At 65.3% G+C, this 20,298-nt stretch carries 17 protein-coding genes, 1 tRNA gene and 1 pseudogene; 6 read left to right on the top strand and 13 right to left on the bottom strand.

Translation table 11 applies throughout. The annotated features are described in order from the left end of the window. Window position 1: 1 nt before the first annotated feature. The 4 genes and pseudogenes from FJ956_RS20940 to FJ956_RS20925 all read right to left on the bottom strand — a co-directional run. Window positions 2-781 carry an ABC transporter permease subunit gene (locus tag FJ956_RS20940; protein ID WP_140684662.1) on the bottom strand — a complete coding sequence of 260 codons (780 nt, stop codon included), beginning with the start codon at window positions 779-781 and terminating at the stop codon, window positions 2-4. Then, window positions 778-1,935 carry an FMNH2-dependent alkanesulfonate monooxygenase gene (gene ssuD / locus FJ956_RS20935; RefSeq protein ID WP_140684661.1) on the bottom strand — a complete coding sequence of 386 codons (1,158 nt, stop codon included), beginning with the start codon at window positions 1,933-1,935 and terminating at the stop codon, window positions 778-780. The genes FJ956_RS20940 and ssuD overlap by 4 nt, the downstream gene beginning before the upstream one ends. Window positions 1,936-2,010: 75 nt before the next feature. Next, window positions 2,011-2,982 carry a sulfonate ABC transporter substrate-binding protein gene (locus FJ956_RS20930; protein ID WP_140684660.1) on the bottom strand — a complete coding sequence of 324 codons (972 nt, stop codon included), beginning with the start codon at window positions 2,980-2,982 and terminating at the stop codon, window positions 2,011-2,013. A gap of 526 nt (window positions 2,983-3,508) precedes the next feature. After that, window positions 3,509-3,994, bottom strand: a pseudogene (locus FJ956_RS20925) (ABC transporter substrate-binding protein); the annotation flags it as partial. A 644-nt stretch (window positions 3,995-4,638) separates the two neighbouring features. Between FJ956_RS20925 and FJ956_RS20920 the strand changes: the two are divergent. The 5 genes from FJ956_RS20920 (at window position 4,639) to FJ956_RS20895 (ending at window position 11,292) form a co-directional block, all read left to right on the top strand. Beyond that, window positions 4,639-5,979: an FAD/NAD(P)-binding protein gene (locus FJ956_RS20920; protein WP_140684659.1), complete on the top strand. Its 1,341-nt coding sequence runs from the start codon at window positions 4,639-4,641 to the stop codon at window positions 5,977-5,979. Window positions 5,980-6,447: 468 nt separating this feature from the next. Continuing rightward, a complete protein-coding gene (locus FJ956_RS20910; RefSeq protein ID WP_140680990.1) occupies window positions 6,448-7,884 on the top strand; it encodes a pyridoxal-phosphate dependent enzyme in 1,437 nt (478 codons plus the stop codon). After that, window positions 7,881-9,047: a cystathionine gamma-synthase gene (locus tag FJ956_RS20905; protein ID WP_140680992.1), complete on the top strand. Its 1,167-nt coding sequence runs from the start codon at window positions 7,881-7,883 to the stop codon at window positions 9,045-9,047. The genes FJ956_RS20910 and FJ956_RS20905 overlap by 4 nt, the downstream gene beginning before the upstream one ends. Window positions 9,048-9,204: 157 nt before the next feature. Next, the gene (locus FJ956_RS20900; protein WP_140680994.1) at window positions 9,205-10,446 is read left to right on the top strand and encodes a D-amino acid dehydrogenase; all 1,242 of its coding nucleotides are present in this window, start codon (window positions 9,205-9,207) and stop codon (window positions 10,444-10,446) included. A 39-nt stretch (window positions 10,447-10,485) separates the two neighbouring features. After that, window positions 10,486-11,292 carry an aspartate/glutamate racemase family protein gene (locus tag FJ956_RS20895; protein ID WP_140680996.1) on the top strand — a complete coding sequence of 269 codons (807 nt, stop codon included), beginning with the start codon at window positions 10,486-10,488 and terminating at the stop codon, window positions 11,290-11,292. Between the two features lie 400 nt (window positions 11,293-11,692). Here FJ956_RS20895 and FJ956_RS20890 read toward each other — a convergent pair whose 3' ends face one another. Together FJ956_RS20890 and FJ956_RS20885 are read right to left on the bottom strand one after the other, a co-directional pair. Next, the gene (locus tag FJ956_RS20890; RefSeq protein ID WP_140680998.1) at window positions 11,693-12,199 is read right to left on the bottom strand and encodes a GNAT family N-acetyltransferase; all 507 of its coding nucleotides are present in this window, start codon (window positions 12,197-12,199) and stop codon (window positions 11,693-11,695) included. Then, window positions 12,196-12,489: a DUF1778 domain-containing protein gene (locus FJ956_RS20885; protein WP_140681137.1), complete on the bottom strand. Its 294-nt coding sequence runs from the start codon at window positions 12,487-12,489 to the stop codon at window positions 12,196-12,198. The genes FJ956_RS20890 and FJ956_RS20885 overlap by 4 nt, the downstream gene beginning before the upstream one ends. Window positions 12,490-12,623: 134 nt before the next feature. Between FJ956_RS20885 and FJ956_RS20880 the strand changes: the two genes are divergently transcribed. After that, window positions 12,624-12,800: a hypothetical protein gene (locus FJ956_RS20880; RefSeq protein ID WP_140681000.1), complete on the top strand. Its 177-nt coding sequence runs from the start codon at window positions 12,624-12,626 to the stop codon at window positions 12,798-12,800. Window positions 12,801-12,810: 10 nt separating this feature from the next. On the opposite strand, the gene FJ956_RS20875 is transcribed toward FJ956_RS20880, so the two are convergent. From FJ956_RS20875 to FJ956_RS20845, 7 genes are all read right to left on the bottom strand, one after another. Beyond that, the gene (locus FJ956_RS20875; protein WP_140681002.1) at window positions 12,811-13,116 is read right to left on the bottom strand and encodes a UBP-type zinc finger domain-containing protein; all 306 of its coding nucleotides are present in this window, start codon (window positions 13,114-13,116) and stop codon (window positions 12,811-12,813) included. Continuing rightward, window positions 13,116-14,789 carry a cyclic nucleotide-binding domain-containing thioredoxin-disulfide reductase gene (locus tag FJ956_RS20870; protein WP_140681004.1) on the bottom strand — a complete coding sequence of 558 codons (1,674 nt, stop codon included), beginning with the start codon at window positions 14,787-14,789 and terminating at the stop codon, window positions 13,116-13,118. The genes FJ956_RS20875 and FJ956_RS20870 overlap by 1 nt, the downstream gene beginning before the upstream one ends. Before the next feature lie 375 nt (window positions 14,790-15,164). Next, window positions 15,165-15,249, bottom strand: a tRNA-Leu gene (locus tag FJ956_RS20865). An 80-nt stretch (window positions 15,250-15,329) separates the two neighbouring features. Continuing rightward, on the bottom strand, window positions 15,330-15,950 hold the full coding sequence (locus FJ956_RS20860) for a 2,3-bisphosphoglycerate-dependent phosphoglycerate mutase (RefSeq protein WP_140681006.1): 621 nt from the start codon (window positions 15,948-15,950) through the stop codon (window positions 15,330-15,332). Window positions 15,951-15,995: 45 nt separating this feature from the next. Then, the gene (gene dapB, locus FJ956_RS20855) at window positions 15,996-16,817 is read right to left on the bottom strand and encodes a 4-hydroxy-tetrahydrodipicolinate reductase (RefSeq protein ID WP_140681008.1); all 822 of its coding nucleotides are present in this window, start codon (window positions 16,815-16,817) and stop codon (window positions 15,996-15,998) included. Further along, window positions 16,814-18,736 carry an ABC transporter ATP-binding protein gene (locus FJ956_RS20850; RefSeq protein WP_246672160.1) on the bottom strand — a complete coding sequence of 641 codons (1,923 nt, stop codon included), beginning with the start codon at window positions 18,734-18,736 and terminating at the stop codon, window positions 16,814-16,816. Before FJ956_RS20850 ends, dapB begins: the two co-directional genes overlap by 4 nt. Window positions 18,737-18,816: 80 nt before the next feature. Further along, window positions 18,817-19,836 carry a glucokinase gene (locus FJ956_RS20845; RefSeq protein ID WP_140681012.1) on the bottom strand — a complete coding sequence of 340 codons (1,020 nt, stop codon included), beginning with the start codon at window positions 19,834-19,836 and terminating at the stop codon, window positions 18,817-18,819. Window positions 19,837-20,298 lie beyond the last annotated feature (462 nt).

Here is a 20,298-nt window from a genome sequence, read left to right as displayed (position 1 = left end):
CTCACCTTTTCTGGAACGCGGGATGCCAGCCGAGCGACAGGCGCTCGAGCAGGCGGGCCAGGCTGTCGGCGAGCTTGCCGAGCAGCGCGTAGATCAGGATCGACAGCACCACGACGTCGATCAGAAGGAACTCGCGCGCCTGCATGGCCATGTAGCCGAGGCCGGAGCTGGCCGCGATCGTTTCGGCGACGATCAGCGTCAGCCACATGATGCCCAGCGCATAGCGCAGGCCGACGAAGATCGACGGCAGCGCGCCGGGCAGGATCACCCGGAAGAACAGGGCGCGCCTGTCGAGCCCGTAGACGCGGCCCATCTCGACCAGCTGCGGATCGACGCCCTGGATGCCGAGCAGCGTGTTGACGTAGATCGGGAAGAAGACGCCGAGCGCCACCAGGAAGAGTTTTGCTTCCTCGTCGATGCCGAACCACAGGATGACCAGTGGGATCAGCGCCAGATGCGGGATGTTGCGGATCATCTGCAGCGTGGTGTCGGTCAGCCCGCGGCTCAGCGTCGACAATCCGTTGGCGAGGCCGAGCGCGAAGCCGATCGAGCCGCCGATGGCGAAGCCCGATAGCGCGCGCAAGGTGGAGACGCCGATGTTGCGGATCAGCTCGCCCGACAGGGTCAGCCGCCAGAACGCCTCGGCGACCGCGCTTGGCGCCGGCAGCACATTGGCCGGGATGAGGCCCGCGCGGCTGGCGATCTCCCACCCCGCGATGATTGCCGCCGGCAGCAGCCAGCCGGCAAGGCTGTTGCCGGCGATGCGCGCCGCCAGGCTCATGACGCCGCCTGCAGGCGGCCGGCGCCATGGAAGCCGACAGAGAACTCGTTGGCGATGTCCTTGTGCGCCCGCTGCCGCTGCGTGCCGAGGCCGAGCCGCGGGAACAGGAGCTCGGCGACGCGGTAGGCTTCCTCGAGATGCGGGTAGCCGGAACCGATGATGGTGTCGATGCCGATCGCCTGGTATTCGCGGATGCGCTCGACGATCTGCTCGGGCGTGCCGACCAGCGCCGTGCCGGCGCCGCCGCGCACCAGCCCGACGCCGGCCCAAAGGTTCGGCGAGACGACGAGCCGGTCGCGCCGGCCGCCATGCAGTTCGGCCATGCGCCGCTGCCCGACCGAATCCATCTCCTTGAGGAAGCGCGCCTGGGCGTTCTCGATCTGCGCGTCGGTGACATGGCTGATCAGCCGCTCGGCGGCGCGCCAGGCCTCGTCCTCGGTCTCGCGCACGATGAAATGCAGCCTGATGCCGAAACGCAGCTTGCGGCCGCGCCGCGCCGCCTTCTCGCGCGCCGCTGCGATCTTGCCTGCAACCTGCGCCGGCGGCTCGCCCCAGGTCAGATACATGTCGACGAGGTCTGCCGCGAGCTCCTGTCCGGCGTCGGAAGAGCCGCCGAAATAGAGCGGCGGCCGCTCCTGCAGCGGCAAGAGATCGAGGCGGCCGTTCTCGACACGATAGTATTTACCGTCGAAATTCACCCGCTCGCCGGACACCAGCCCGCGCCAGATGGTGAGGAATTCCTGCGCCTGCGCATAGCGCTCGTCATGCGGCAGGAACACGCCGTCGCCGGCAAGCTCGGTCGGATTGCCGCCGACCACGACATTGAGCAGCAGCCGGCCGTTGCTCAGCCGGTCGAGCGCCGCGGTCTGGCGCGCCGCGAAGGTCGGCAGCGTCACGCCGGGTCTCAGCGCGACGAGGAATTTCAGCCTTTCGGTCAGCGTCGCAAGGCCGGTGGCGGTGATCCAGGAATCCTCGCAGTTCTGGCCGGTGGGCAAGAGCACGCCGGGGAAACCCAGCCGGTCGACCGCCTGCGCGATCTCCTTGAAGTAGCCGAATTCGGGCGGACGCTGCTGTTTCTCGGTGCCGAGATAGGAACCGTCGCCATGCGTCGGGATGAACCAGAAGAAATCGAGCGGGCTGGCTGATGCGGTCATGGCTGATACCTGGGAGAAGACAAGTCGAAAACGCGGCGGCGCCGGGCGTTCGCGGCCCGGCGCCGTGGCCGAAAATCAATTGCCCGGCGCGGTCCAGACGGCCTCGGATATCCGCACCGCTTTCGGGATCAGCCCGAGCTTGAAGAAGCGGTCGGCCGTCGCCTGCTGGCCGGCGACGATCTCGTCGGTGATCGGGAAGATGCCGAACTTGGTGCGGTTGGCGGCGATCGTCTGCGCGTCGAGCGGCACGCCGGTCACCTCATGCAGCGCCTCGGCCACCTTGTCGCGGTTCTGGTCGGCCCATTTCGCCGCGTCGCCAAGCGCGGCGATCGTCGTCGAGACGAAATCCGGATGAGCCTTGGCGAAATCCTTGTTGGCCAGGAAATAAGTGTTGACCTTGAGCACGTCGCTGGAGCGGGCGAGCACGCGCGGCTGGTAGCGGGTCTCGGCGATGGCGAAGAAAGGATCCCACACCGCCCAGGCGTCGATCTGGTCGCTGGCGAAGGCGGCGGCCGCGTCGGCCGGGCTGAGATAGACCGGTGTGACCTGGTCGAACGCGATGCCGGTTTTCTCCAGCGCCGCGACCAGCAGATTATGCGCGCTGGTGCCCTTGCCGACCCCGATGCGCTTGCCCTTGAGATCGGCCAGCGACTGGATCGGCGAGGCCGGCTTGACGAAGATCGCCTCGCCGTCGCCATTCGACGGTAGCGCCGCGGCATAGACGATGTTGGCGCCGGCCGACTGGCCGAAGATCGGCGGCGCGTCGCCCGTCCAGCCGACGTCGATGGCGCCGACATTCAAGGCCTCCACCAGCGGCGGGCCGGCGGTGAACTCGACCCATTTCACCGCCACACCCTTGTCGGCCAGCGCCTTTTCGATGATCTGCTGCTGCCTGGCGATGACCGGCAGGCCGGTCTTCTGGTAGCCGATGTTGAACGCCTTGAGTTCCTGCGCCGCGGCGCCGGAGGATGTCGTCCCAAAGGATGTGGCAAAGGCCGCCGCTGCCAGCAGGCCGACGCCGAAAGCGCGTCTCGTCGGATTGAACATGACCCCTCTCCTTCGATGGCCCGGGGCTGCCGGGTCGCTTGGAATGAGGTCAGGCTAGGTAAATCTATAAAGTTAGTAGAGGAACGATCTTGCGAGTTCGCGGATAGGATGGAATTTATTTTCTGCGCATAACCCGGTGTCGCCATCCTCGGGCATTACCTCGGAGATTAGCCGAGGCGCCCCTCCGTTCGTCATCCACGGGCGGAGCAAGGAGCGAAGCGACGCGCGCAGACCCGAGGATCCATGCCGTGACTTCGAGGCGCCGCAGCGGTGCAGGTATCGGCACCGCTGCACCAGCGCATGCCCTCCTTTTCTGGACCGCCGTGCTCTTCGGCAGGCGTAACGGCATGGATCCTCGGGTCTGCGCGCGTCGCTTCGCTCCTTGCTCCGCCCTAGAATGACGAAGTCGCAGGGGCTAGCGCGCGATGACGACCAGCTCACTGCGACCAGTACTGCCAGGCCCAGTAGAAGCTCTCGTCGCGGGGCGGCAGGCGGTCGCGTTCGCCGGCAAACGGCACCGGCGTCGGATCTGGACCGACTTCGGGTCGACGCCTTCATGCTTCAGCGCCGCGAGCAGGCTGTAATGCGTGGTCGAGACGAACGGCACGGCAACCTTCTTGCCGGCGAGGTCGGCGACCTTCTCGATGCCGGCGCCGTTGCGGGCGACCAGTGCCTCCGACGGACCGATCAGGCCGACGACGAAGATGGTCTGGATCGGTAATTCGCGGCTGGCGGCCGCGGCAAGCGGGCTCGAGCCGACATAGCCGATATCGACCGAGCCGGAGGCGATCGCGGCGATGACGTCGGCGCCGGAATCGAACTTGCGCCAGTCGATCGCCGCCTTGGTCGCCTTTTCATAGGCGCCGTCGGCCTGCGGCACCTTCGAAGGCTCGACCACCGTCTGGTAGCCGATGGTGATCTTGAGATCCTCGGCGCCGGCCGGGCCGAGAAGAGCGGCGGCCGTAAGCGCCGCCGACGAGAAAAGCACGATGCGTCGTGAAAGGATTGACATTGAAAGGCTCCATACGCCTGAGAAACTGGATTGCCTTTCTAGCGTCCGTTAATTCTATCGGGTTTGTAGAGTTAAATCCTTCCAACGAAGCGCGCTTTGTTGGAAAAGTGTCGCCGGGTACCGGCGGAATGGGCGCAAAAGGACGGTCGTGGGGTGCCGTAACAGGCGGCAACCTGCGCTTTTCGTCATTCTAGGGCGAAGCAAGGAGCGAAGCGACGCGCGCAGACCCTGGAATCCATGCCGTGACATGGAAGCGATGCTACGGTGCAAACTATCCGGTGTCGCGCGAGGCCTTCGTTCTGCACCGTAGTGCCTATCATGGATGTAACGGCATGGATTCCAGGGTCTACGCTCCGCTTCGCGTCACTCCGCCCTAGAATGACGAAGGAACGCAGGCTGCGACTCGCGGGCCGAACGAAAATCCGCCTGTCACGCCATCTGGGGAAATCCATGCCTCAAACGGAGCGGCAATTGGAACGCCGGTTTCGTGCCCAGCTCGGTTAGTATAGTAATCTTATCAACATTGGGAGTGAGAGAACGATGCGCGACCTTCAAAAGACCGTTCCGGCGATCGTTCGTGGCTTGCGGCCGAGGCCGCCCGCGGCGCTCGCCGAGCGCTGATCGCTGCGTTTCGGCTAGCAGTCATGGTTGGACGCGCCAATTCCATCATCATTGTCGGCGGCGGCGCCAGCGGCGTCGTGCTGGCCGCGCATCTTTTGAAATCGCCCAATCCGGACCTGCGCGTCACGCTGATCGAGAAGCGGCCGCATTTCGGCCAGGGCATGGCCTATTCGACGCTGCTTTCGGCGCATGTGCTCAATGTCAACGCCTCCGGCATGAGCGCCTATGCCGACGACCCGACGCATTTCGCGCGCTGGGTGCTGGAACGCGGCCTCGCTAGGCCGGACCAGGGGCCGTTCTATGCGCCGCGTAGCCTCTATGCCCGCTATCTGCAGGATGTGCTCGAGGGCCTGGAGGAACGCGAGCGCGACACCGGTCGTCTCAGGCTGATCCGCGAGGAGAGCCTGTCGATCGCGCCGACGCCCGCCGGCGTCGAGGTCGCGCTTGCCAACGGCACCAGCGTCGTGGCGCATCTTGCCGTCCTGGCCACCGGCCACGACGAGCAGCCCGGCGCCTTCCAGGGCCACGCCGTCCGGATGGGGACGGAGGCCGACACCACGCTCGATCCTGAAGCCCAGGTGCTGCTGCTCGGCACCGGCCTGAGCATGGTCGACGCGTTTCTCTCGCTGGAACAGCGCGGCCATCGCGGCGCCGTCGTCGCGGTGTCGCGGCGCGGGCTGCTGCCGTCGCCGCACCGCAAGGGCAATCCGATCAAGCTCGATATCGCCGACATTCCGCTCGGCACAGAGCTTTCCTATTTCGTCGGCTGGTTCCGCAACCTGATCCGCGAGACCCAGAAGGCCGGCGGCGACTGGCGCGACGTGGTCGATGGCCTGAGGCCGTTCAACCAGACGATCTGGCAGAGCTGGCCATCGTCGGCCAAACGCCGCTTCGTCGAGCACACCAAGGCCTGGTGGGATATCCACCGCCATCGCATGGCGCCGGAAGTCTACGCGCGCGTCACCGAGGCGGTCAGGTCGGGCCGCATCCGCCTCGTCGCCGGAAGGGTCGTGAACGTCGAGGCGAACGGTGGCTTCGCCGTGAAAATCCAGCCGCGCGGCACGCAGGATGTCGAGCCCCTGGACGTCGCCCGCATCTATGACTGCATGGGCATCGCCCGCGACATTTCGAGGACGTCGAACGGCGTCGTGCGCTCGCTGGTCGAGCGCGGCCTGGCACGGCCCGATCCGCTGCGCCTCGGCCTCGATGTCACCGCCAAATGCGAGCTGATCGCGGCCGACGGCACGGTGTCGTCGAAGCTGCTCGCCATCGGCCCGCTGACGCGCGGCACCTTCTTCGAGATCGACGCCATCCCCGACATCCGCGTGCAATGCGCCAAGCTGGGCAAGCAGTTGCTGGGGTGAGGCGTTCGCCGGTGTAGTTGCCGAGCCCTGGCACTCTACGGCGCCCCCCTCTGTCCTGCCGGACATCTCCCCACAAGTGGGGAGATTGGCCGTCATCGCGGCTTTCGCCAACCACCAACGTTGCAGGACGAGCATCGTCGGCGAAGCTGCTGATCTCCCCCCAAGTGGGGGAGATGTCCGGCAGGACAGAGGGGGGCGCTGTCCCGCCAACGTCAACGGGAGAGGCGATCGGGTGACCCTCCGTGAAATTTCATTCCTCCACTCGCCGCCGGATTGGCACGATCTATCTTCTTTCCAGATGAAAAGGGCTGGAAAAGACGAGCGCGCGATCCGCGAAACCGGAATGGATTCCGGCGGTTCGAGCATGATCCCAAAAAGTGGGAACCGGGTTTTGGAAAAGATCATGATCCAACAAGGATGCGCGAGATTGCGACACCCGCATCGAACTGCTTCCATGGGGCATCTGAGATGAGCGAGCACAGACAACCGGCGCCCGGCGGCGCGGACGCAAATCTGTCGAGATTGCAGCCGCCTTACGCCTCGGTGCTCGACCTGATCGGCCAGACGCCGGTCGTCGAGCTGACCAAGTTCGACACCGGCAAGTGCCGGCTGTTCATCAAGCTCGAAAGCCAGAATCCCGGCGGCTCGATCAAGGACCGCATCGCGTTGTCGATGATCGCGGCGGCCGAGAAATCGGGCGCGCTGAAGCGTGGCGGCACCATCGTCGAAGCGACCGCCGGCAACACCGGCCTCGGCCTTGCCCAGGTCGGCATCCCGAAAGGCTACCGCATCGTCCTCGTCGTGCCCGACAAGATGTCGCGCGAAAAGATCCAGCATCTGCGCGCGCTCGGCGCCGAGGTGCGCATGACCCGCTCCGACGTCGGCAAGGGCCATCCCGAATATTACCAGGATATGGCGCAGAAGATCGCCGCCGAACTGCCCGGCGCCTTCTATGCCAACCAGTTCGCCAACCCCACCAACCCGCTGGCGCATGAGACGACGACCGGACCGGAAATCTTTTCGCAGCTCGAAGGCGACGTCGACGCGGTGGTCGTCGGCGTCGGCTCGGGCGGCACGCTGACCGGCCTCGGGCGCTATTTCGCGAAACATTCGCCGAAGACCGAGATGGTGCTGGCCGACCCGGTCGGCTCGGTGCTGGCGCCGCTGATCAAGACCGGCAAGATGGAAGCGGCCGGCAGCTGGACGGTGGAAGGCATCGGCGAGGATTTCGTGCCGCCCAATGCCGACCTGTCGCTGGTGAAAAAGGCCTATTCCATTCCCGACAAGCAGAGCATGCTGGCGGTGCGCGATCTGTTGTCGCGCGAAGGCATCCTGGCCGGCTCGTCCTCCGGCACGCTGCTGTCGGCGGCACTTCGCTATTGCCGCGAGCAGACGGTGCCGAAGCGCGTCGTCACCTTCGTCTGCGACAGCGGCAACAAATATCTGTCGAAGGTCTTCGACGATTTCTGGCTGGCCGAGCAAGGCCTGGCCGAGCACCAGCAGCATGGCGACCTGCGCGACCTCGTCATGCGCTCGCACCGCACCGGCGACACGGTCTGGGTCGGGCCGGACGAAAGCCTGCTCAACGCCTATGGCCGCATGCGCCGCTCCGACGTCTCGCAGCTGCCGGTGCTGGACGAGGGCAGGCTGGTCGGCATCGTCGACGAGAGCGATATTTTAGCCAAGGTCGACGGCCCCTATGACGGTCGCTGGGACCGCTTCAACGGCCCGGTACGCTCGGCCATGACGTCCAACCTGCACACGCTGCAGGCCAGCCAGACGCTCGACGCGCTGCTGCCTGTCTTCGACCGCAACGAGGTCGCCATCGTCTTCGATGGCGAGGAGTTCATCGGCCTGATAACCCGTATCGACCTGATCAACCATCTGAGGCGCCGCGCAAAATGACCACATCCGGCAAGAACCGCCTGGCCTTTTCCACCCGCGCCATCCATGGCGGCCAGAGCCACGACCCGCTGACCGGCGCGGTGATGGTGCCGATCTATGCCACCTCCACCTACGGCCAGCAGTCGCCCGGCGTGCACAAGGGTTTTGAGTACGCCCGCAGCCAGAACCCGACGCGCTTCGCCTTCGAGCGCGCGGTGGCCGACCTTGAAAGCGGCACCAGGGCCTTCGCCTTCGCCTCCGGCCTGGCGGCGATCTCGACGGTGCTCGAGCTTCTCGATTCCGGCGCCCACATCGTCGCCACCGACGACATCTATGGCGGCTCGTTCCGCCTGATGGAGCGGGTGCGCAAGCGCTCGGCCGGCCTTGAGGTGAGCTTTGCCGATTTCACCGACCTTGCCGCGGTCGAAGCGGCGATCCGCCCGGAGACGAAGCTGCTCTGGGTCGAGACGCCGACCAACCCGCTGCTGCGCATCGTCGATCTCGAAGCGATCGCGGCACTCGGCCGGCGCAAGGGACTGCTCACCGTCGCCGACAACACGTTTTGCAGCCCCTATATCCAGCGTCCGCTGGAGCTCGGCATCGACATCGTCGTGCATTCAACGACGAAATATCTCAACGGCCATTCCGACATGGTCGGCGGCGTGGCGATCGTTGGCGACAACAAGGATCTCGCCGACCAGCTGAAATTCCTGCAGAACGCCATCGGCGCTATCTCCGGCCCGTTCGACAGCTTTCTCGCTTTGCGCGGCATCAAGACCCTGGCGCTCAGGATGGAACGCCATTCGGCCAACGGCCTGAAGATAGCGCAATGGCTGGAAACGCGGAAAGATGTCCGCCGGGTCATCTATCCAGGCCTCGCCAGCCACCCGCAGCATTCCATCGCCGTCCAGCAGATGCACGCCTTCGGCGGCATGATCTCGGTCGACCTCGACCGCGACCTGGCCGGCACCAAACGCTTCCTCGAACGCACGCAGCTCTTCACGCTCGCCGAAAGCCTGGGCGGCGTCGAAAGCCTGATCGAGCACCCGGCGCTGATGACGCATGGCTCGATCCCGGCGGAAAAGCGCGGCGCGATCGGGATATCGGACTCGCTGGTGCGGTTGTCGTGTGGGATCGAGGACGGCGATGATCTGATCGCGGATCTGGAGCAGGCGTTGGGGTAGGTGAGGGTCCTGGGGGCAGTCGTCGAGTTCCGTCACACCCCCCTCTGGCCGGCAGGCCAGAGAGGGGTGCTGTCCCGCCGACATCTCCATATGTGTGCCATTGCAGACTGCAGCTTACACCTTACAGTGAGCCAGCTTTGCGATCTCCGGAAGCGTCATGCGCGTGATCGTGTTGGGTGGGGGCGTTGTCGGCGTCACCACCGCCTATCAGCTGCAGAAGGACGGGCACGAGGTGGTCATCCTCGAGCGCCAGCCTCAGGTCGCGGCCGAGACCAGCTGGGGCAATGCCGGCATGATCGCGCCGGGACATTCCTTCGTCTGGTCGTCGCCCAGGGCACCGATGATCCTGTTGAAATCGCTGGTGCTGAGGGACCAGGCGCTGCGCTTCAAGCTTTCGGCCGATCCCCGGCTCTACAGCTGGTCGTGGCTGTTCCTGATGGAATGCACGGCGGAAAAGGCGAGGCGCAACACGCTGCTCAAGCATCGGCTCGCCGTCTATTCGCAGTCAGTCCTGCAAGAGGTCGTCGCCGACGAGCGGATCGACTACGACCGCAACGATCGCGGCATCCTCTATTTCTATCGCAGCCAGCAGGCGCTCGACAAAGGCGTCGAGCATATGCGGCTGCTCGAATCCGACGGTCAGCTGATCAAGGTGCTCGATCGCGACGCCATCGTCGCGCTCGATCCGTCACTGGCTTCGGCCAAGGAAAAAATCGCCGGCGGCATTCATTGCCCGACCGACGAGACCGGCGACCCGGCGAAATTCACCCGCGCGCTTGCCGCCAGGGTGGTCGAGCGCGGCGGCGAGATCCGCACCGGCACGACCATCATCGGCATAGAGACTTCCAGAGACGGCGTCGCGCAGGTGCTGACGGACAAGGGCGCGGTCAAGGGCGACGCCTATGTGCTGGCACTCGGCTCCTACAGCCCGCTGATCGCCAGGACCATCGGCATCAGCCTGCCGATCTATCCGGTCAAGGGCTATTCGCTGACCATTCCCATCGGCAACCGGCCGGCGCCGCCAACCATCGCGGCAATAGACGAGCACAATCTGGTCGCCGTCTCGCGCTTTGGCGACCGGCTGCGCGTCACCGCCACGGCGGAATTCGCGGGCTACGACACCAGCCACAAGCCGTCCGATTTCGCCTTCATGAAAGGCGTGACCGAGGAACTTTATCCCGAAGGCGCCGATTACGACCGCGCCGAGATGTGGGCTGGCCTGCGGCCCATGACCCCCAACAATTTGCCCGAATTCGGCCAGCGGCGCTTGTGCAACCTCTATCTCAACACCGGGCACGGCCATATCGGCTGGACCATGTCGCATGGCTCCGCCCGCATCACCGCCGACCTGATCGCCGGCCGCAAGCCGGCCATATCGATGGATGGACTTTTGAACTGAGAGCGGGATCGATCCCGCTCCGACAAGAAAGGGAATGCCATGTCTGTCAGCGCGGCCGCTACCCGCCCTCAATCCTCGGGACCCGTCGATCTTGGCGTGTTGCCGTCGGAGATCGATGGCGGCCTCGCCTCGCGCGCCGCGATCGGCCTCGCGATCCTCGCCACCGATCAGACGCTGGAGCATGAGTTCCGCGCCCTGGTCCGCATTCCGGGCGTCGCCTTCTACGAGGCGCGTCTGTTCAACGACAACGATATCACGCCCGACACTTTGCGCGCCATGGGCCCGCGCATCGCGCCGACCGTCGACCTGATCCTGCCCAGCATCCCGCTCGACGTCGTCGGCTTCGGCTGCACCTCGGCGACCATGACGCTCGGCGAGGACGCCGTCTTCGCCGAGATCAGGAAGGCCCGGCCGGGCGTCGCCTGCACCACCCCGGTCACCGGTGCCTTGGCCGCCTTCAAGGCATTGGGCGCCAAGGGCATCGGCCTGCTCACGCCCTATGCGCCCGAGATCAACCAGGGCCTCGTCCGCTATTTCACCGGACGCGGCCTCGACATCGCGGCCGTCGCCACCTTCGACCGCCGCGACGACCGAGAGGCGGCCCGCATCTCGCTCGCCTCGATCGAGGCGGCGGCCGAACGCATGGCTGAAGTGCCGGGCGTCGAAGCGATCTTCATCTCCTGCACCAGCCTGCGCGTCGCCGAGGCGGTCGCCGATCTGGAACGGCACATCGGCATTCCGGTCACGTCCTCCAATCACGCCATGGCCTGGCACTGCCTGCGGCTCGCCGGCATCGACGACGTCGTGCCGGCTGGCGGCCGACTGTTTGCGCTGAAAGCCGTGTGAGAGGCTGGTTTCGTCGACACAGCGCAAACGCTGGCGATTGGCTGCCCCTCTCAACCTCGTCATTCCAGGGCGGAGCAGCCGCGAAGCGGCGTCGCGGAGACCCTGGAATCCATTCCGTGACTTTGATCGAAGAGCGCAGCGGAGCAGAATTCTGCACCGTGGCGACGCCTCGACGTCACGGAATGGATCCTCGGGTCTGCGCGTCCGCTTCGCTCCCGCTCCGCCCGTGGATGACGATGCAGATGGGCGTCTCGGCCAATGTCCGACGCATGCGACTGCTACGCTTCAACGGCGTCGTCGGAGCGATCCGCGCGCATGGGAGTCGGGGCGCATGGCGAGCCGGTGCGGGAAACGGCACCGCGTTTCTGCGGCGGGCGTTTGGATGGCTGGCGGGATACAGTCAGGTATTCGGTTCGGCAATCGTCTGACGCAAATCGGCCAGCGAAACCATCAGTGTCATCGGGTTCAAAGGCGAGGGACTGAACCCCAGCTTCGTATAGAAGGTTTGCGCTTCTTCAGAGATCGCGTGGACCAAGACACCGCGAATGCCAAGCGATTGCGCCGCATTCATCACCCGACGAGCCGCGTCTTGCACCAGCGCCCGGCCGAGCCCACTGCGCTGGTGGGAAACATCGATTGCGAGCCGCGCAAGAATGGCGACCGGAATTGGATCTGGCATGTTGCGGCGGAAGCGGCCCGGCGCCTGACTCGCAATGACACTGCCAGAGGCGAGCGCGTAATAGGCAACGATCCTTGTATTCAGGCCGACGACGAACGTCCTCGTCGCGCCGCTATCCTGATTGGCCAACGCCCGACGCTTGAGCCAATCGTCGAGAACCGGAGCACCGGATGAGAATGAGGATAGATCATGGCTCCGGTCCAGCGGCACAGGCGGCTGGATCGTCACGTGCTCTTCCAGGGAAGAGGTGCGTTCATCAGCCGGGAGAGCCGCTCATTGGGTTTGGCTGGCGCATCGAGCAAGGCAAGAAATTCCGCATAGGCCTCCGGCGAGACTTTGATGAGCGTCCTGTCAAGCAACGTATCCTCGGCCATACGCCGGGCGGCATCGAGAATGAAATCCGTTCGCGTCTTGCCAAGCACGCGCGCGGCCTCGTCGATCAGGCCGCGCTCTTCGGGCTTGATGCGGATATTTAGCGTGCTTCTCTTGGAAGCTTCGTCGGGCGACTCGTGTTTCATGGTCTGAGAATAGCAGATCGTAATGACACTGTCATTACCCATCGTGTACGGGCTATCCGCATTAACCGAATCGGAAGGAGATGTTTAACGCTTCGTCTCTATGTCCCCTCTCCGGGAGGCACCACAGAGCGAGCATGATGAACGACGAAAAGCGAAATGAATGGCGCGCCATCTTTTACGTGCAGGCGCGCGTCGCCATCCTGTTTGTGCCGGTCGTGCTCAGCCTTCTCCTCATCGGCATCCTCGCCGGCAACGATCGCAAATCCGTGCCCGATGCCGTCGATCCAACCGTGACGAGCTCGGTGCGTTAAAAGCGTACCCTCAAACAAACTTCGGGATCGGCCCATTCTGCGGCGTCGTATCGCCTTCGAGGTCGACAAAAACCTCGTCGACGAAGCACCAGCCCCAGCCTTCCGGCGGGTCGTAGCCTTCGATGATCGGATGCTGCGTGGCATGAAAATGCTTTGTCGCGTGGCGGTTGGGCGAGTCGTCGCAGCAGCCGACATGACCGCAGGTCCGGCAGAGCCTCAGATGCACCCACCAGGAGCCGCTCTTCAGGCATTCCTCGCAGCCCAGCGCGCTCGGCGTGACCTTTTTGATGTCCTTCGTATGCCGGCATTCATCCATCACGCTCTCCTCGCCAATTCGCCGTTCCGCGCCAGATAGGCATGCAGCGCCGCGACCACCTGCGCGCCTTCGCCGACGGCGGCGGCGACCCGCTTGGTCGAGCCGCAGCGCACGTCGCCGATGGCGAAGACGCCGCTTCGGCTCGTCTCCATCAATCCGTGCCCCGGTGTCGTCTCCGGTCCGGTGCGCACGAAGCCCTTGGCATCCAGCGCCACATTGCAATTCGCCAGCCAGTCGGTGTTCGGGTCGGCGCCGATGAACAGGAAGAGGTGGCGGATGTCGCGCGTCGTCTCCGCGCCGGTCGCGCGGTTGCGCCAGCGCAGCGCTTCGAGATTGCCCTCGCTGCCCTCCAGCGCCGCGACCTCGGTCTGCGTCAGCACCTCGATGTTGGGCTGCGCCTTGATGCGCTCGACCAGATAGCGCGACATGGTGGCGTCGAGGCTGTCACGGCGCGCCAAGAGCGTCACCTTGCGCACCTGGCTCGCCAGGTAGACGGCCGCCTGTCCCGCCGAATTGCCGGCGCCGACCAGCGCCACCTCCTGATCCCGGCAAAGCCTGGCCTCGATCGGCGAGGCCCAGTAATGCGCCGAAGTGCCCTCGAACTGCGCGAGGTTTGCGATATCGAGGCGGCGGTAGCGCGCGCCGCTGGCGATCACCACCGCGCGTGAGAGCACTGTTTCACCATCGCCGATGGCAAGCTGGTAGCGGGCGCCGTCGCCAGCGTCGTCCAGCAGCTTCGCCTCGTCGGGGATGACCATCTCGACGCCGAATTTCTGCGCCTGGTTATAGGCGCGCGCCATCAGCGCCATGCCGGTGATGCCGGTCGGGAAGCCGAGATAGTTTTCGATGCGCGCCGAGGCGCCCGCCTGGCCGCCGAAGGCGCGGCAGTCGAGCACGATGGTCGACAGCCCTTCCGAGGCGGCATAGACCGCCGCCGCCAGCCCCGCCGGCCCGGCGCCGACGATCGCCACGTCATAGACTTTGCCGGCATCGATCGGCTGCAGCAGGCCGACGCAGCGGGCAAGCTCGGTCTCGCCCGGATTGTGCATCAGCTTGCCGTTGGGGCAAAGCACGATCGGCAGATGATGCGGGTCGACATGGAAACGCTCGATCAGCGTTTTTGCGCAGGGGTCGGTGTCGGAATCGAGAGCACGATGGGGAAGCCCGCTGCGCCGCAGAAAGCCTTGCAGCCGCAGCACGTCGCCATTGCCGGGCGGGCCGATGACGACCGGCCCACTGGCGCCGCTTTCGAGCAGGCCGACGCGGCGCAGGATCAGCGCCCGCATGACGCGCTCGCCGAGATTGGCCTCCTGCACCATCAGGTCGCGCAGCCGCTGCGAGGGGATGACGATGGCCTCGACCGGTCCGTTCGCCTCTGCATTGACCAGCGAAGGCCGGTTCGACAACTGCGCCAGCTCGCCGACGAAATTGCCGGCGCCGTAGCTGATGATCGGCTCAGCCCGGCCGATCCCGCCGGCCTGGGTGATGTCGACCTTGCCCGACAGGATGAGGATCACGCCTGGCGAAACCTTGCCGGCCGTCACGATATGATCGCCGGCGGCATAGTCGCGCGCCTCGCCAAAGCGGCGCATGCGCTCGATATCCGCATCGGTGAGCACGGGAAACATCTGGTCGCGTCGGGCGGCGACGGTCGGGCTGACGGAAGGGGCCATGGGCCGACCGTAGCGCCCGGGGCAGTGGGTTTGAAGCGGTTTGTTGGAGGACTGGCCGGAAGGGGAGGTTGGTGACGGCCTACACGCCGTCGTCATCCTCGGGCTTGACCCGAGGATCCATGGCGTGACCTTGGCCGAAGGGCGCGGCGGATCGGAATTCTGCACCGCTGCAACGCCTCGACGTCACGGCATGGATTCCAGGGTCTGCGCGCGTCGCGTCGCTCCTTGCTCCGCCCTGGAATGACGAAGTTCGGAAGCTTACGGCTAATCGCGAACGCTGAGACTTGCACCCCGTCGGCAGTCGGGATGAATGGCAACCCCTTCGCTCTTGGAGCTCCGGGATGGCCTGCCATCCGAAGCTCGAAGAGCGAAGGATGGTGCCCAGAAGAGGACTCGAACCTCCACTCCTTGCGGAACACGGACCTGAACCGTGCGCGTCTACCAATTCCGCCATCTGGGCTGGTGCGGGCTCATGTAAGCGGGCAAACGATATGTGTCAACGCGCTTTTTTCGCGGGCCGCCTTGGCTGGCCCAACAGCCTCACCCCTCCAGCACGTCCTTCGACGCAACGGTGGAATCGGCGTTGAGCTTGTAGATCACCGGCACGCCGGTGCCGAGCTCGAGCTTGACGATCTCCTCGCCTGACTTGCCGTCCAGCGCCATGATCAGCGCGCGCAGCGAATTGCCGTGCGCGGCGACCAGCACTGTCTCGCCGCGCAGCACATGCGGCTGCACTTCGTGCAGGTAATAGGGCCAGACGCGCGCGCCGGTGTCCTTCAGGCTTTCGCCGCCGGGCGGGGCGATGTCGTAGGAACGGCGCCAGATATGCACCTGCTCCTCGCCCCATTTCTTGCGCGCGTCGTCCTTGTTGAGGCCGGAGAGGTCGCCATAGTCGCGCTCGTTGAGCGCCTGGTCGCGGATCGTCTTCAGGTCGCTCTGGCCGACGATATCGAGGATGTGCTGGCAGGTCACTTGCGCCCGCTTCAAGGCAGACGTGTAGGCGATGTCGAATTTCAGGCCGCGCGCCTTGAGCTTCTCGCCGGCGGCCAGCGCCTCGGCTGTGCCCTGCTCGGTCAGCCCGACGTCGCGCCAGCCGGTGAACAGGTTCTTCAGGTTCCATTCGCTCTGGCCATGGCGCACGAGCACGAGAGTTCCTGACATGTTTGCTCCTATAGGGATTGCGTAAGACGAACGATAAGGACCGCCTCAACTCAGGCCGAGCACGTCCCGCATGGAATAAAGTCCTGGCTTCTTGCCGCGCGCCCAGAGCGCCGCCTTGACGGCGCCGCGGGCGAAGATCGCCCGGTCCTCGGCATGATGGGAAAGCGTGATGCGCTCGCCGGTGCCGGCAAGGATCACGCTGTGGTCGCCGACGACGGAGCCGCCGCGCAGCGTGGCAAAGCCGATCGAGCCGGTCTTGCGCACTCCGGTATGGCCGTCGCGCACCCGCACGCTGTTGTCGGAAAGATCGATGCCGCGCCCTTTCGCCGCCGCTTCGCCGAGCAGCAGCGCCGTGCCGGACGGCGCGTCGACCTTGTGCCTGTGGTGCATCTCCAGGATCTCGATGTCGAAATCGTCGGCGTCGAGCGCCTTCGCGGCCTGCTCGACCAGCACCGCCAGAAGATTGACGCCGAGGCTCATATTGCCGGATTTGACGATCGTGGCATGGCGCGCGGCGGCGGCGATCTTCGCATTGTCGTCGGCCGAGCAGCCGGTGGTGCCGATGACATGGACGATGCGCGCCTGCGCGGCGTAGCCGGCGAATTCGACGCTCGCGCTTGGAGCCGTGAAATCGAGCACGCCGTCGGCCTTGGCGAAGGCCGGCAGCGGATCGTCGACGATCGGCACGTTGATGATGCCGATGCCGGCGAGCTCGCCGGCATCCTTGCCGAGATGCGCCGAGTCCGGCCGCTCGATCGCGGCGGCGACGCGCGCGCCGGGCATGGTGTGGATGGCGCGGATCAGCGTCTGGCCCATGCGGCCGGCGGCGCCCACCACAACCAGGCCCATATCGCCGGCTTCGCTCATGCGCTTCTCCTGACGGTCTTCTTGGCGCGGCTGCGCGGCGCCGGAGCTTGGGCCGAAGTCTGGCTTGCCTTGACGTCGTCGACAAGCCCCAGCCCCTTCTTGCCCTGGATCCGGTGGAAACGGGCATAGATGCTGTGCGGGTCGGCCATCAGCATCGCATGCGTGCCTTCCTCGACCAGCCGCCCCTCTTCCAGCACGATGATGTGGTCGGCATTGACCACGGTCGAAAGCCGGTGCGCGATCACGATCGTCGTGCGCCCTTCCATGACATGGGTCAGCGCTTCCTGCACGCGCGCTTCCGCTTCGTTGTCGAGCGCCGAGGTCGCCTCGTCGAGCAGGAGGATGGGCGCCTGGCGCACGATGGCGCGCGCGATCGACACGCGCTGGCGCTGGCCGCCGGAAAGGGTCGAGCCGCCTTCGCCGACCGGCGTGTCGTAGCCTTCCGGCTGCTGGCGGATGAATTCGTCGGCCGCCGCCTGTCTCGCCGCCTGCTCGATCTCGGCGTCGGTGGCCGAGAGCCGGCCGTAGCGGATGTTGTCGCGGATCGTGCCTTCGAAGAGATAAGGCGCCTGCGCCACATAGGCGATCGATTGGCGCAGCGAATGCTTGGTCACCTTGGCAATATCTTGGCCGTCGACTTCGATCGAGCCCTCGTCGACGTCGTAGAAGCGCTGCAGCAGCGCCACCATCGTCGACTTGCCGGCGCCCGATGCGCCGACGACGGCCGTCACCTTGCCGGCCGCGGCGGTAAAGCTCAAATCCCTGAGCACCGGCATGTCGGCGTTGTAGCCGAATGTCACATGGTTGAAGCGCACCTCGCCGGTGGTGACCTTCGCCTCGACCGCGTCGGGGGCGTCACCCTGCTTCGGCTCGAGGTCGAGCAGTTCGTAGATCATGCGCGCGTTGACCAGGGCACGTTCCATGCCGACCTGTGTGCGGGCCAGGCGTCTTGCCGGGTCATAGGCCAGGATCAGCGCGGTGATGAAGGAAAACACGGCGCCCGGCGGCTGTCCGAGCACCAGCGCCCGATAGCCGGAATAGGCAAGCACCGCGGTAATGGCGAAGCCGCCCAGGATTTCGGAAATCGGCGACAGCCGCTCCGCGACGCGGGCGATCTTGTTGTTACGCTGCTCGGCTGTGTCGGCCATGATGCCGATGCGGCGCGCCAGCTCGTCCTCCAGGGTGAAGGCCTTGACGATGGCGATGCCTTGGGTGGCCTCCTGCACCGATCCGTTCAGCCGCGAGTTGATCAGCACGGATTCCCGGTTGATCTTGCGCAGGCGGCGGGTGATGTAGACGACGGCCCAGATCAACGGCGGCCCGATCAGCAGCGAGCTGAGCGACAGCACCGGATCCTGGTAGATCATCACGCCGAGGAGGGCGACGAGCGAGACCGCGTCGCGGCTGATGGAGGTCAGCGTCAGCGACAGCAGGTCTCGGATGCCGCCGACATTCTCGTTGACCTGTGCCGCCAGCCGGCCGGAACGGGTCTCGTTGAAGAAGTTGACGCCGAGCTTCATCAGATGGTCGAAGCTGCGCTTCTGGTAGCGGGCGACCAGATTGTTGCCGATCGTCGCCAGCGCCACTGCCTGGCCATAGCCGGCGAAGCCGCGCAGCAGGGAGGCGCCCATGAAACCGGCGCAGATCCAGACGATCATGTCGCTGCGCCGTTCGTAGAAGATCTGGTTGATCATCGGGGCCATGATCCACGCCGTGAAGGCGGTGGTGCCGGAAACGATCAGCAGGCAGGCGACGGCGACGACATAGGTCCAGCGATATTCCTTGCCGTTTTCGGCCAGGATGCGGCGCAGCACCGCGCTGACCTCGGTGGGCTGGACTTTCAGTTTGAGGGAAGTTTGAGCAGTCAAATCAGGGCGCTTCGTGGTTTTCCGCGTGTCGGATGGGCCGCATTTCGGCATCCTCTTAGCGCCCCGGCTACGGCTTGCCTATGGCGAAACTTCGTCGCGGCGGCCGATCGCCATCCCGAAACCGGTCGCGATCACGCCCGCCAGTGCCGCCCCGCCGTCTGCACGCCGAACAGCGAAGGCGTCCTGGCATAGGCGGCAAGCCCGAGCAGCGCCGCCAGCGGATGGGTGATCACATAGACCGGCATTTCGCGCATCAGCGCGCTGTGCGGCGCCTTGTCCTCGAAGGCTGCGCGGAAATTGCCTTCCTTCAGCGCCGGCACGATCTTTTGCGCGATGCCGCCGGTCAGGAACACGCCGCCGCGGCCCATGAACACCAGTGCCAGGTCGCCGGCGGTGCGGCCTAGGCAGGCGACGAACAGCGAAAGCGCCTCCTCGGCCACCGGATCGGATTTCGATAGCGCCGCCGCGGTGATCTCGGCCGGCGTCGTGAAAGGCGTCGGCTTGCCGTCCGTCCTGGCGACGGCGCGATAGACATTGACCAGGCCGCGTCCGCACAGGATCTGCTCGCCGGAGATGCGGCCCTCCAGCTTGTCGATATGCGGGAACACTTCGAAGTCGCGCGGCGTGCGCGGACCGATATCCATATGCCCGCCCTCGCCCGGCACCGGTATCCAATGATCGAGCGCATGGATTAGCCCGGCGACGCCGAGACCCGTTCCGGGGCCAAGCACGACCCGGCTCGCATTGGGTTCCGGCGTGCCGCCGCCGATCTTTTCCATATGCTCTTCGCCGAGCGCCACCACGGCCAGCGCCTGCGCCTCGAAATCATTGAGCACGACGACCTCGCTCAAGCCCAGATTGGCAAGCATCTGCCGGGGCTTCACGACCCAGGGGCAGTTGGTGAGCGGGATCTCGTCGCCGTCGACCGGCCCGGCGATCGCCAGCACCGCCGAATTCGGCTGGATGGACGAGCGGTCGAGCACTGCCGCCTGGATCGCCTCGTCGATGGTCTTGAAATTGGCGGTCTGGACGATCTGCGGCTCGGTCGCTTCCGAATTGGCGTCGAGCACGATCGAGAAGCGCGCATTGGTGCCGCCAACATCGCCGATCAGGACCGGAAACCGCAGCCCCTTCTCGTCTTCGCCTGCCATGCTCTTGATCGTCCTCGCTGCGGCGCCACTGCGCCGTTTCAATCGATTGACTAGCGCATGGCCCCGCAAAGGGGAAGCCCGCTTGCGCCTTAGAGCAATTCCAGGAAAAGTGTGAGTGGTTAAGCTCGGCGCCTTCACCGTAACCTTCCGTCCGGAATTGCGTCAAAGCAAAGAGATAGGGCGTTTCGCCGTTCCGTGAAACGGTGAAGCGCGCTAGTTTCCTGATACAGGAATTTTGAAAGGTTGCCGTTTGTCTGGTGCAAAATTTCCCGTTCATTTCCGTGAGATCAGCGCAAATGCCGGGGATTGGTCGAAGCCGCCCCCCGACGTCGTCATTCTATGGCGGAGCAAGGAGCGAAGCGACGCGGCGCAGACCATAGAATCCATGCCGTGACTTCGAAGCGTTGCCGCGGTGCAGAATTCTGCTCCGTCGCACGCCTTGGCGAAGGTAACGGCATGGAT

Origin of the sequence: Mesorhizobium sp. B2-4-3 (assembly GCF_006442815.1) — a bacterium.
Classification (GTDB): Bacteria; Pseudomonadota; Alphaproteobacteria; order Rhizobiales; family Rhizobiaceae; genus Mesorhizobium.
Note: the sequence above shows the minus strand (reverse complement) of the source record. Positions and strands in the feature narration are given on the sequence as shown.

Excerpts from the sequence above, each read along its gene's own strand:
- FJ956_RS20940 (WP_140684662.1), bottom strand. The coding sequence starts at position 781 with ATGAGCCTGGCGGCGCGCATCGCCGGCAACAGCCTTGCCGGCTGGCTG.
- ssuD (WP_140684661.1), bottom strand. The coding sequence starts at position 1,935 with ATGACCGCATCAGCCAGCCCGCTCGATTTCTTCTGGTTCATCCCGACG.
- FJ956_RS20930 (WP_140684660.1), bottom strand. The coding sequence starts at position 2,982 with ATGTTCAATCCGACGAGACGCGCTTTCGGCGTCGGCCTGCTGGCAGCG.
- FJ956_RS20920 (WP_140684659.1), top strand. The coding sequence starts at position 4,639 with ATGGTTGGACGCGCCAATTCCATCATCATTGTCGGCGGCGGCGCCAGC.
- FJ956_RS20910 (WP_140680990.1), top strand. The coding sequence starts at position 6,448 with ATGAGCGAGCACAGACAACCGGCGCCCGGCGGCGCGGACGCAAATCTG.
- FJ956_RS20905 (WP_140680992.1), top strand. The coding sequence starts at position 7,881 with ATGACCACATCCGGCAAGAACCGCCTGGCCTTTTCCACCCGCGCCATC.
- FJ956_RS20900 (WP_140680994.1), top strand. The coding sequence starts at position 9,205 with ATGCGCGTGATCGTGTTGGGTGGGGGCGTTGTCGGCGTCACCACCGCC.
- FJ956_RS20895 (WP_140680996.1), top strand. The coding sequence starts at position 10,486 with ATGTCTGTCAGCGCGGCCGCTACCCGCCCTCAATCCTCGGGACCCGTC.
- FJ956_RS20885 (WP_140681137.1), bottom strand. The coding sequence starts at position 12,489 with ATGAAACACGAGTCGCCCGACGAAGCTTCCAAGAGAAGCACGCTAAAT.
- FJ956_RS20880 (WP_140681000.1), top strand. The coding sequence starts at position 12,624 with ATGATGAACGACGAAAAGCGAAATGAATGGCGCGCCATCTTTTACGTG.
- FJ956_RS20875 (WP_140681002.1), bottom strand. The coding sequence starts at position 13,116 with ATGGATGAATGCCGGCATACGAAGGACATCAAAAAGGTCACGCCGAGC.
- FJ956_RS20870 (WP_140681004.1), bottom strand. The coding sequence starts at position 14,789 with ATGGCCCCTTCCGTCAGCCCGACCGTCGCCGCCCGACGCGACCAGATG.
- FJ956_RS20860 (WP_140681006.1), bottom strand. The coding sequence starts at position 15,950 with ATGTCAGGAACTCTCGTGCTCGTGCGCCATGGCCAGAGCGAATGGAAC.
- dapB (WP_140681008.1), bottom strand. The coding sequence starts at position 16,817 with ATGAGCGAAGCCGGCGATATGGGCCTGGTTGTGGTGGGCGCCGCCGGC.
- FJ956_RS20850 (WP_246672160.1), bottom strand. The coding sequence starts at position 18,736 with ATGCCGAAATGCGGCCCATCCGACACGCGGAAAACCACGAAGCGCCCT.
- FJ956_RS20845 (WP_140681012.1), bottom strand. The coding sequence starts at position 19,836 with ATGGCAGGCGAAGACGAGAAGGGGCTGCGGTTTCCGGTCCTGATCGGC.